The 10805-nt window shown below is 70.3% G+C and carries 12 protein-coding genes; 3 read left to right on the forward strand and 9 right to left on the reverse strand.

Annotation, left to right across the window (positions count from 1 at the left end):
- The first annotated feature begins 42 nt into the window (after nt 1-42).
- Complete coding sequence (locus KXR53_RS21315; protein ID WP_437377278.1) at nt 43-888, forward strand: helix-turn-helix transcriptional regulator; 846 nt, start codon at nt 43-45, stop codon at nt 886-888.
- Between the two features lie 9 nt (nt 889-897).
- On the opposite strand, the gene KXR53_RS21320 is transcribed toward KXR53_RS21315, so the two are convergent.
- Entirely contained in the window at nt 898-3108 is a 2211-nt protein-coding gene (locus tag KXR53_RS21320; RefSeq protein ID WP_437377279.1) for a molybdopterin cofactor-binding domain-containing protein, read from the reverse strand.
- A gap of 3 nt (nt 3109-3111) precedes the next feature.
- Nucleotides 3112-3564: a (2Fe-2S)-binding protein gene (locus tag KXR53_RS21325; RefSeq protein WP_437377280.1), complete on the reverse strand. Its 453-nt coding sequence runs from the start codon at nt 3562-3564 to the stop codon at nt 3112-3114.
- Between the two features lie 146 nt (nt 3565-3710).
- Between KXR53_RS21325 and KXR53_RS21330 the strand changes: the two genes are divergently transcribed.
- Entirely contained in the window at nt 3711-4775 is a 1065-nt protein-coding gene (locus tag KXR53_RS21330) for an AraC family transcriptional regulator (RefSeq protein ID WP_437377281.1), read from the forward strand.
- On the opposite strand, the gene KXR53_RS21335 is transcribed toward KXR53_RS21330, so the two are convergent.
- The 4 genes from KXR53_RS21335 to KXR53_RS21350 form a co-directional block, all read right to left on the reverse strand.
- Nucleotides 4687-5706: an SDR family NAD(P)-dependent oxidoreductase gene (locus KXR53_RS21335; RefSeq protein ID WP_437377282.1), complete on the reverse strand. Its 1020-nt coding sequence runs from the start codon at nt 5704-5706 to the stop codon at nt 4687-4689. The two genes, KXR53_RS21330 and KXR53_RS21335, sit on opposite strands and share 89 nt — an antisense overlap.
- A gap of 125 nt (nt 5707-5831) precedes the next feature.
- Nucleotides 5832-6728 (reverse strand): LysR family transcriptional regulator, encoded by an 897-nt coding sequence (locus tag KXR53_RS21340; protein WP_437377283.1) that lies wholly within the window; start codon nt 6726-6728, stop codon nt 5832-5834.
- A gap of 108 nt (nt 6729-6836) precedes the next feature.
- The gene (locus KXR53_RS21345) at nt 6837-7229 is read right to left on the reverse strand and encodes a type II toxin-antitoxin system VapC family toxin (protein WP_437377284.1); all 393 of its coding nucleotides are present in this window, start codon (nt 7227-7229) and stop codon (nt 6837-6839) included.
- Nucleotides 7226-7456 carry a FitA-like ribbon-helix-helix domain-containing protein gene (locus KXR53_RS21350; RefSeq protein ID WP_437377285.1) on the reverse strand — a complete coding sequence of 77 codons (231 nt, stop codon included), beginning with the start codon at nt 7454-7456 and terminating at the stop codon, nt 7226-7228. Before KXR53_RS21350 ends, KXR53_RS21345 begins: the two co-directional genes overlap by 4 nt.
- 63 nt (nt 7457-7519) lie before the next feature.
- Between KXR53_RS21350 and KXR53_RS21355 the strand changes: the two genes are divergently transcribed.
- A complete protein-coding gene (locus tag KXR53_RS21355) occupies nt 7520-8050 on the forward strand; it encodes an AAA family ATPase (RefSeq protein ID WP_437377286.1) in 531 nt (176 codons plus the stop codon).
- Here the strand turns inward: KXR53_RS21355 and KXR53_RS21360 are convergent, their stop codons facing one another.
- From KXR53_RS21360 to KXR53_RS21370, 3 genes are read right to left on the reverse strand one after another with little or no spacing between them, the layout of a single operon-like run.
- Nucleotides 8051-8380 carry a TfoX/Sxy family protein gene (locus KXR53_RS21360; protein ID WP_437377287.1) on the reverse strand — a complete coding sequence of 110 codons (330 nt, stop codon included), beginning with the start codon at nt 8378-8380 and terminating at the stop codon, nt 8051-8053.
- Nucleotides 8381-8410: 30 nt separating this feature from the next.
- Nucleotides 8411-9280: a FadR/GntR family transcriptional regulator gene (locus tag KXR53_RS21365; RefSeq protein WP_437377288.1), complete on the reverse strand. Its 870-nt coding sequence runs from the start codon at nt 9278-9280 to the stop codon at nt 8411-8413.
- Nucleotides 9244-10803, reverse strand: a complete 1560-nt coding sequence (locus tag KXR53_RS21370; protein ID WP_437377289.1) for a HEAT repeat domain-containing protein — start codon at nt 10801-10803, stop codon at nt 9244-9246. Before KXR53_RS21370 ends, KXR53_RS21365 begins: the two co-directional genes overlap by 37 nt.
- Between the last annotated feature and the right edge of the window lie 2 nt (nt 10804-10805).

The following is a 10805-nucleotide window of genomic DNA, read 5'->3' on the forward strand; positions in this document are numbered from 1 at the left end:
AATAGGTGGCGTTATACAGGTATAATACCTAGCAGGATCGACATGCCGCTCGCGAAGGCCAACCCGCTGGGAACCTATCTGAAGGACCGCCGCGCCAAGCTCGATCCGGCGGCCTTCGGCCTGTCCGGATCGCGCCGGCGCACGCCCGGCCTGCGCCGGGAAGAGGTGGCCCAGCGCGCCAATATCAGCGCCACCTGGTACACATGGCTCGAACAGGGGCGGGGCGGCGCGCCCTCGGCCGATGTGCTCGACCGCATCGCCCGCGCCCTGATGCTGACGGATGTCGAGCGCGAACACCTCTTTCTGCTCGGCCTCGGCCGTCCGCCCGGGATCCGCTACCAGCAGGCTGCGGCCGAGGGGGTCACGCCGCGGCTGCAGCGCGTGCTCGACGCGTTGGAGCTCAGCCCGGCGCTGGTGAAGACCGCCACCTGGGACGTCGTCGCCTGGAACCGCGCCGCGGCCGCGGTGCTGACCGATTACGGGTCGCTGCCGCCGGAGCAGCGCAACATCCTGCGCCTGATCTTTCTGGATCCCCGCGTCCGCGCCGCGCAGTTCGATTGGGAAGGCGTCGCCCATTTCGTGGTGGCGGCATTCAGAGCCGATGCGGCGCGTGCCGGCGCCGCGGCGAAGGTGGAAGCGCTGGTGGACGAGCTTTGCCGGCTCAGCCCCGACTTCGAGGCGATGTGGCGCGATAACGACGTCCGCAGCTACGGCGAAGGCGTGAAGCGTCTGCGGCACCCGATCGCCGGGCCGCTCGCCTTTGAATTCTCGGCCTTCGGCATCGACGGCCGGCCCGATCTCGGCATGGTGATCTACAATCCGGCGACGCCGGAAGATGCCGAGCGGATCAGGTCCCTCATCGGGTCGCAGAGCGCCGCGCCGGCGTGATCACCGAAGTCAGGCACCGAGCGCCGCCTTCACCCGCCGCGGCAGGAACGGATAGTGCCGCAGCCGCACGCCGCCGGCGAGCCGCGCCACCGCATTGGCGATCGCAGGACCGACCGGTGGGAGGCCGACCTGGCCGATGCCCCCGATCGGGCTCTCGGGCGTCGGAATCACGGCGACCTCGATATCGGGCACCTCGGACATGCGTATGACCCGATAGGTGTCGAAGTTCGACTCCTGCACCCGGCCGTCGACGATGTTGATCCGTTCGAACAGCGCGTGGCTGATGCCGTTCGTGATCCCGGTCATCATCAGCGCTTCGATGTGGCGCGGCTGGACCGCCACCCCCGGATCGACCGCGCACCACACCGAGTGCACGCGGATCCCGCCGCTCTGCCGGTCGAGCGACACCTCGGCGATCTGCGCGCAGTGGGAGCCGAACGCATCGGAATAGGCGAGGCCGAGCGCCCGCCCGTGGCGCGGGCGGTCCCATTCCGCCATCTGCGCGACGGTCTCGACGACCCTCCGCGCCCGCGGCTGGTCCTGCAGCAGCTCCAGCCGAAGCGCCAGGGGATCGGCGCCCCTGGCCGCCGCGATCTCGTCGACCACGCATTCGATGGCGAACCTGGTGTAGCCGACCCCGACCGCGAACCAGAAGCCGACATCCAGCCCGTTGTCCTGGCGGATATACTCGACCCGATGCGCCGGGACGGCGTAGTTGAACTCCGCGCCCTCGGTCACGACATCGTCGTGGCCTCCCGCGCTCTCGAGCAGCCTGGGCATGGTCCGGGCGAAAATGGAATCCGCCACGATGCGGTGCCGCCAGCCGACGATGGCCCCGCCGCCGTCGAGCCCGACCTGGATGTGCTGCGCTGCGAGCGGTCGGAACTTGTCGTGCTGGACATCGTCTTCACGGCTCCATACGACCTTGACCGGGCGGCCTGGCACCGCCTTGGCCAGCGACACCGCGTCGATGATGAAGTCGGCCTCCGCCTTGCGGCCGAAGCCGCCGCCGAGCAGTGTCGTGTTCACCTTGACCTTGTCGGGAGTGGTGCCAACCACCTCCGCGGCGAAGCCCTGAGTGCCCGTCGGGCCCTGTGTCGGTGCCCAGATTTCGACCGTATCGCCGGTCACCAGCGCCGTGGCGTTCATCGGTTCCATGGTCGCATGGCAGACATGGTCGCTTATGTAGTCGACCTCGATGACCGTCGCGGCCCCCGCGATCGCCGCCGATGCATCGCCTTCGGCGAGAGCATCGACGCCCGTCCGGGAAAGGTCGCGGCCGACGCTGCGGTACTGATCCAGCAGCCGATCGCTGGTGTAGCGACGGACCCGCGACGATGTGCTCCAGGTCACGTCGAGCAGGTCCTTGGCCCGCATCGTCGCCTCGATGGTTTCGCCGATGACGCCGACGCCGTAGGGCAGCGGGACGATCTGCCTGATGCCCGGCACGGCCCTGGCCGCGGCATCATCGACAACTTCCGGCGTCTCGTCCTGAACGGGTGCCCGCAGCACCGCCCCGTACAGCATGCCCGGAAGCTGCACGTCGATGCCGAATATCGCGCTGCCGTCGACCTTCGAGGGCACGTCGACGCGAGTCAGCGTCGGATTGCCGATATAGCGCCACCGCTCGCGCGGCTTCAGATCGGCAGCGGTCGCCTGCGGCAGCGGGTCGGGAAGCTCGCCGGCCGCGGCGATCTCGCCGTAGTCGAGCGAGCGGCCCGATGGCGCGTGCACGACCCGATTGGGCTCGGTCGTGAGCTCGCCCGCCGGCACGTTCAGCATGCCGGCAGCACCCGCGATCAGGACCTTGCGCGTCTGGGCGCCGACCAGGCGCAGCATCTCGTAGTAGCCCCGCGTGGATTCGCTGCCGCCGGTGAGCTGGATACCGTAGAAGCCTGGGTTACCGTATGTCTCCGCATCGGACGGAGCCTGGACGACGCGCACCTTGCCCCAATCGGCATCCATGTCCTCCGCGATGAGCAGAGGCAGCGTCGTCATGATGCCCTGCCCCATCTCGGAAGCCGGTGACATCACGGTCACGGTGCCATCGGCCGCAATGGCCACCCAGGCATTCGGCCGATAATAGCGCTCAGCCGCCGGCGCCACGGTGGCGCCCAGGGCATGCTGGGGCAGACCGCCGAACACGACCGCAATGCCGAAGCCGCCGGCGGTGACGAGGAAGCTGCGTCGCGAGAGCGCGCGGCTGTGGAGCTTCAACACGGCTCAGGCCTCCCGTGCCGCGCGCTGGATGGCGCTGATGATCCGAAGATAAGTCCCGCAGCGGCAGATGTTGCCGTCCATGTGTTCAATGATCTGCTCGCGGGTGGGACTGGGGTTGCTCGCGAGGAGGGCTGCGGCCTGCATGATCTGCCCGGACTGGCAGTAGCCGCATTGCGGCACCTGCTCCGCGATCCAGGCCTTCTGCAGCGGATGGCTGGCATCCGGCGACAGGCCTTCGATCGTCGTCACCGCCCGGCCGGCCACGCTCTCGAGCGGGGTGACGCAGGAGCGTGCCGGCTCGCCGTCGACATGCACGGTGCAGGCGCCGCACTGCGCGATGCCGCAGCCGAATTTGGTGCCGGTGAGCTTCAGATGCTCCCGGATTACCCACAGCAGCGGCGTGTCGGGCCCGGCGGCGACGTTCATCGCGCGCCCGTTGATCGTGAACGCTGTCATGAAGGCTGCTCTCTCCACCCGGTTACAGGCTTTCGGAGGCGCTGCCCCTGGATCACCTCCGCTGGATGGCCCAACGATAGGAGTCCGCCAACAGACGAGCTATGCTGGAAAGTCCGTTTTATTTTTGCGATCGTCCAGGACGGCCGATGGATCCGCTCTCAGACGTGCTGTCGCTGCTGAAGCCGCGCAGCTATGTGTCGGCCGGCTTCGATGCCGGCGGAGACTGGTCGATCCAGTTCGACCACCAGCACGACCGGATCAAATGCTACGCCGTGGTGTCCGGCGCGTGCTGGCTGTCCGTGGAGGGCGTTCCCGACCCGGTACGCCTGAAGACCGGGGACTGCTTCGTGCTGCCGAGCGGGCGGCCTTTCCGCCTGGCCAGCGACCTGGCCTTGGCGCCTGTCGACGCCGGCACCGTCTTCCCGCCGGCGCGGGATGGCGGCGTCGTCACCTTCAACGGCGGCGGGGACTTCTTTCTGGTCGGCAGCCGCTTCGCCGTCAGCGGCGATCATGCCGGCATCCTGCTGCGGATGCTGCCGCCCATCGTGCACATCCGGAAGGAATCGGACCAGGCGGCGCTGCGCTGGTCCGTCGAGCGGATGATGCAGGAGCTGCACGAGCGCCAGCCCGGCGGCTTTCTGATCGCTCAGCATCTCGCCCATATGATGCTGGTCCAGGCCCTGCGGCTGCACCTGGAGGAAGGGTCGGGAGGCGGCGTCGGCTGGTTCTTCGCCCTGGCGGACAGGCAGATGGGAGCGGCGATCGGTGCCATGCATGCCGATCCCGCGCATCGCTGGACATTGCAGGCGCTGGCGGCGCATGCCGGCATGTCGCGATCGAGCTTCGCCCTGAAGTTCAGGGAGACGGTCGGGGAGACGCCGATGGAATACCTGACGCGCTGGCGGATGCTGCTGGCGGTGGACAGGCTGGCGAATTCCGGCGATCCCGTCTCCGCCATCGCCCTGTCGCTCGGCTATGAATCCGAGAGCGCCTTCAGCACCGCCTTCAAGCGGGTGATGGGCTGCTCGCCAAGGCAGTACGGCCGCGGCGCCCGCCTCGCCTTCCCTGTGCGGGGAGACGGCGACGGGGCGATGCGCACGGACGAGATGCGTCCGGCGCCGGTCAGCGCGGCTGTGGCCGCAGCGTCAGGAGGTCCGCGATCCGGTTGTGCGAGATCATCTCCGCCTGCAGCTGCTCGTGGGCGGCGTTGACCGGATCGATGCCGTCCCTGTAGGGGCCAACCGTCAGCCGCGACGGCCGCGCGCCGAACTCCGTGGCGGCCAGCGCGACGACCGCGTTCGACACCTCCTTCGGGTCGAGTTCCGGATCGGGAACGAGATCGGCGAGCATTGCCTCGATATGGCGCGCATAGGGTTCCGTCCGCGCGCGCTCGGCGTCCGGAAGCTCGCCCAGCATCCGCTCCCAGTGGCGCACCGCATTGGCCTGCAGCTGCGTCGGATAGGCGCCGGCGGGCTGCACCACGATCACCTCGATGTTGGAGGCGGCGGCTTCGTAGGCGAGCGCGTCGGCGGCGGCCTCGACGGCCAGCTTCGACGCGCAATAGCCGCCCAGCATCGGGTCGATGGCGCGGCCGAGCGCACTCGACATCTGGATGATCGTCCCGCCCCGCTGGGCGCGCATCTGCGGCAGCACCGCGCGATACAGGCGCAGCGCCCCGTTCAGGTTGGTCTCCAGATTGGCGCCGAACCAGGCCGGCGTCTGCACCTCCACCGGGCCGGGGACGACGATGCCGGCATTGCTGACCAGCACGTCGATCCGGCCTGCGGCGGCGATCACGCGGGAGATGCCGGCGGCGACCGACTCGTCGCTCAGCACGTCGATCTCGACCACCTCCAGGCTCAGGCCGTCCTCGGCGAGTGCGGCGAGCTCGCGGGCCGCCGACGCGTTGCGGCCGCCGGGATCGCGCATGGTCGCGAAGACCCGGGCCCCCTGCCGGGCGAAGCCTTCCGCCATCAGGCGGCCGAAGCCGGAGCTGGTGCCGGTGATCACAACCACCGGAGGCTGCGCCGCCTGCGCCCAGAGGGGGCGGGCCATCGCCATCAGCCCTGCCGCCATGCCGGCCTGCAGCAGCACCCGACGGCTGGTTCCGGCCTGCAGCCGGCCTTCGTCATCCACGGTCATCGCACGCCCTCCCGTGATCATCGACGGCGGGCAGGATCACATGGCGGGGAGGCGTCGCGGTAGGAGCGACAATTTGGAAACACCGTCTCACATGCGCTAACAGCGGCGTCGGCTCGTGCGCGCCGTCAGGCCGCCCGGGCGCGAAGCTTGGCGGCAAGGAAATCCAGCAGGGCCCTATGCGCGGCGGTCGGATGGCGGCCGCTCGCATAGACCGCATACAGGCCGCCGCTGTCGACGCTGTGCCGCTTCAGGACCTGCCGGAGCCTGCCGGCATCGAGGTCACCCTGGACGACGCCGGTGGGCAGCAGGGCGAGCCCAAGGCCGGCCACCGCGGCGCGAAGCGCGGCCTGCGCGCTGTTGACGGCGATGCGGCCCTGCATGTGGACCTCCTCCGGCCCCTGCGGACCGTCGAGCCGCCAGACGGCGTTGTCGACCGACGGTCCCAGCACGACGGCGTCATGCGCGGGCAGGTCGCCGACCGATCGCGGTGTGCCCCGGCGCGCCAGATAATCGGGGCTGGCCACCACGATCCGCTTCGCGGGGCCGAGCTTGCGGGCAACGAGGCTCGAGCTGGAGAGCCGGCCGGTGCGGATGGCGATGTCGATGCGACCCTCGATGAGGTCGACATAGTCGTCGCTGAGGTGCAACTCTACCTTGACATTTGCGAACCGGGCGCAGAACTCGGCCACCCATTCGATCAGGTAGCGCACCCCGAAATAGACGGGCGCCGTCAGCCGCAGCGTGCCGCTGGGCACCCGCTGCGCCGCCGCGACCCGCTCGGACGCCGCCTCCAGATGCCCGAGGCCGAGATCGACCTCGTCGAGATAGGCCCGGCCGAGCGAGGTCAGCTCGATCTTACGCGTCGTGCGGTGCAGCAGGCGCGCCCCGATCTCCTCCTCCAGCCGCGCGATGTTCCGGCTGACGGTCGCCTTCGGCAGGCCCAGCATCCGCGCGGCACCGGAGAAGCTGCCCGCCCGCACCACGCGCGAGAACAGGATCAGGTGGTTGAGATCGACCGCCAATTGGCGACTCCGATGGAACAGTCATCCCTGAATGTCACACCGAGGATACCGTCGCTTCGACGTACTCAGAAGGGCAATCCCCGTGTCACCGAGACGCGGGCCAGCCATTCACACCACCTCGATCCGCGCCTTGTGCCCGGCCGCGGCGGCGAGGCGCTGGTCGCGGGTCAGCAGCGGGGCGTCGAGCGCTTCGGCCAGGGCCATGTAGGCGGCGTCGTAAGCCGTGACGTTGGCCCGCAGGTCCCAGATGCGCGGCAGGAGGATGTCGTGCGGGTAGCGGTGCAGCGGCAAGTCCGCCAGGTCGGCGAGGGCGGCGCGCCCGCGCGCGTCGTCGATCTCCCCCTTCGCCGCATAGCGGCGGATCACCTGCGCGACCTCGACGTCCAGCAGATGCGGCGCGTGCAGCGTCAGGCCGGAGTCGAACAGCCTCGCCTCCACGGCCTTGGCCGCCGGCGTGCGCAGGAGCACTTCGAGCACGGCCGACGCGTCGACGACGATCATCGCTGGTCGCGTTCGGTCCGCACCGCCTGCGCCGGCGCTTCGGACGGCGCCACCTTCGGCCGCTGCTCCAGGCGCGCCCGCAACTCGTCGAGCGTCGGCCGCTCGGCCAGCCGACGGATCTCCTGGAGCAGATAGTCGGATAGCGACATGCCGGCGAGCGCTGCGCGCGACTTGAGCCGGCGGTGCAGCGCATCCGGCACGTTGCGGATCTGGATCATCGCGGTCATGCGTAGAACATGAGCACATGTGATGCACATGTCAAATCTCGACCGGACATTGGAGGAACCCAAATGAACCGTTTCGTCGTCATCTCCGGCTGCTCGGGCGGCGGCAAGTCGACGCTGCTGGCGGAGCTCGCCCGGCGTGGGCATGCGGTGGTGGAGGAGCCGGGGCGGCGGATCGTCAAGGAGGAGCTGGAGAGCGGCGGCCGGGCGCTGCCCTGGGTCGACGGGCCGGCCTTCGCCCGCCGCGCTATCGCCATGGCGCTGGCCGACCGTGCCGCGGCCGGAGCCCTCCCCGGCTGGGTGTTCTTCGACCGCGGCCTGGTCGACGCCGCGGCCGCGCTGCAGCACATGACCGGCGAGCCGGCGCTGGAGACGATCGCCCGCCACCATCCCTGTCACTGGCAGGTGTTCCTGACCCCGCCCTGGCCGGAGATCTACGGCACCGATCCGGAGCGGCGCCACGGCTTCGACGCGGCCATGGCCGAGTACGAGCGGCTGCTGGCCGTTTATCCGGCGCTGGGTTACGAGGTTATGGTCCTGCCGAAGACGGGCGTGGCCGAGCGGGCCGATTTCGTCCTGGGTCTGTTGGCGGAATAGCTATTTCGGCGGCAGAGTGCGGACGAAGGCCAGCGCGGCGTCGAGCAGCCGCCGGCGCAACGCGTCGTCGCCATAGGCCGCCGAACCCGCCCGCACCCAGCCATCCATGCGCCGGCCCTGCATGATCATCGGCGCGACGTCCGGCTGCTCCAGCGCCCAGCCGTCGTTGCCCTTGCCGAGGCGGACCAGCATGCTGTCGACGCGGGCGCCGCACAGCAGGTTGCCGTGCAGCAGCCAGGCCAGGCCGCCGAACATCCGCTTCTCGTCCAGGCCGGGCTCCGCGCCCAGCGCCTCCCGCACCAGCTCCTCCAGCCCCGGATCGCGCGCCATACCGACCTCCCTGCCCTCGCGGGCCGTGGCTCAGCCCGGTCCCGCCACCTTCTCGGCGATGCCGCGGTTGCGGGTCAGCATCGCCATCACCGCGTCCCGCGCCTTCTGCGGGTCGCGGCCGCGGATGCCCTCGGCAATCGCCATATGGTAGTCGGCCGAGGGGCTGTAGGCGTATTCCGCGGCGATGCCGTGCGCCGAGACCAGGAACTGCACCCGCAGCAGCACCTCGAGCGGCCGGGCGAAGCCGGAGAGCAGCCGGTTGTGCGAGGCGTTCAGCACCGCCAGATGGAAGGCCACGTCGGTGTCCAGCACCTGGGGCATGGCCTCCACCGCCAGCCGCGCGGCCAGGGCCACGATCGCCTCCGCCTCCTCCGCCGTCGCGCGCTGGGCCGCAAGCTCCGCCGCCCGCGGCTCGACGATCTCGCGCAGCTCGGAGATCTCGACCAGGAAGCGGCCGATCCCGTCCGGCTCGCGCAGATGCCAGGCCAGCACGTCGGGGTCGAGGATCGACCATTCCTCGCGCGGCCGGATGCGCGAGCCGTAGCGCCGGGCGGTGCGGATCAGGCCCTTGCCGGCCAGGACCTTGATCGCCTCGCGCATCGCGTTGCGGCCGACCGCGTATTCGGCGGCGAGCTCGGTCTCGGTCGGCAGCGGCCCGTCCTCGGCATAGCGGCCGGCGACGATGGCACGGCCCAGCGCCTGCACCGTCTGGCGCACCGCCCCGCCGGCGAGCGAGCGGCGGGGATCGGTGGAAAGGGCGCGCTCCAGGATCGCGGCCAGCGCCTCCGGATCCTGGGCCCCTGATTCGGTTCCGTTGGAGAGAGAGAGCCGCCGATCCGCCAAGGCCGCGCCGTGAAAACAGGTCAGAAAATGCTCGCCGACGTCGTCATCGGACACCATCGGGAGAGCTTGAGATAAGGTATCAGCACCCGGTGCGCTGCGTCATCCCCGATGCGGGACAGCGCCTCGACCGCATAGCCGCGGACATAGCGGTTCGGATCCTGCGTCAGCACCCGGCCCAGCGCCGGCACCGCCGCGGCCGCCGCCTGCCCCATCCGCGCCAGGCCGAGCACGGCGTCGAAGCGCACCTCCTCGTCGGCGTCGTCCAGAGCGCGGACCAGCGCGGCGACGGTCGCGTCGTCCGCCGGCTTCAGCCCGAGCGCCTCGACCGCGGCGATGCGGAGATGGGGGTCGGTGTCGCTCGTCGCGGCGATCAGCGCGTCGCGCACCTCCGGCCCGGAGCCGGCGATCTCGCCGAGGGCGAAGGCGGCGAGCTTGCGCGCCCGGCCGGCGCCGTCCCGCAGCAGGCGCAGCAGCCCCGGCACCGCCGGCGCCCCGATCTCGATCAGGCCGTAGGTGGCGGAGAGGGCGACGCAGTCCTTCGCCGTCAGCCGGCCGGCGTCGCTCTTGACCGTGCCGTCCTCCGGATCGTGGCTTGTGTCGGCCTCGACCCGCTGCAGCAGGGCGGGCAGCGCCGCCTCGCCGATCGCGCCCAGCGCATAGGCGGCGTCGAGCTGCAGCGCCTCGTCGTCGCCGTCGAGCCAGGGCAGCAGTGCCGGCACCAGCGCCGCGGGCGAGGGACCGAGATCGGATATCGTCGACATCGCCGCCGCAGCCTTCGCCGGCGTGCCGGCCAGCGCGGTGCGCAGAGCATCGAGATCCGCCGCGCCGCCGGCCGCGGTGCCGCCGGTCAGCCAGCGCCACTGTGCCTTCCAGGCAGCCTCCATCGGGAAGGACGGCAGCGGCGAAGGCGCCCGCCAGGCCGGGTCGCTGTGCGGCCAGGCCGGCGCGCCGACCGGCGCCATGCGGATGAACTCGAACTTCATCATGAACCGCTTGTCCGCGGTCAGGTTCTTCATCTTCCGGTGCCAGATGTCGTAGTGGATCATCAGCACCGAGCCGGCCGGGCCGGAGCCGTTGCGCTCCAGCGCGTCCGGGTCCTTGATCCCGGCGGCGAGCAGGTGGCTGCCCGGCACCACCCCGGTCGGCCCCAGCTCGGCCGGCGTGTCCTGCGGGTAGTACATGATCATGACCCAGCGCGGCCGGTGGTTCCGCACCCGGCGCATGTAGCCCCAGTAGCTGTCCTTGTGCCAGTTCTGGATCGGCGATCCTGGCGGGTTCTTATGCAGGGCCCGGTGCGGATGCATGATGTAGTCCGGCCCCAGCACGCTGGTCAGCGCGCCCTTCACCACCGGGTCCTCGAACACGGCGTTGATCTCCGGCACCAGCGGCAGGAGGTTGTTGCCGGGGTTCTCGTGCCGGTCTCCGCCGATCAGCTCGTCGAAGCGCTGGAAGATCTGGTCGTGGAACGACTTCGGCAGCGCCGTCTGCAGCACCAGATAGCCGTTCGCCAGGAACTGTCGGATCTGCGCGTCGGTGAGAAGCCGCGGCGCCTCGGCCTGCGCCGGAACATGCATGTCCATGG

The sequence above is a fragment of the Inquilinus limosus genome (assembly GCF_051487185.1).
GTDB classification, from domain to species: Bacteria; Pseudomonadota; Alphaproteobacteria; order DSM-16000; family Inquilinaceae; genus Inquilinus; species Inquilinus limosus_F.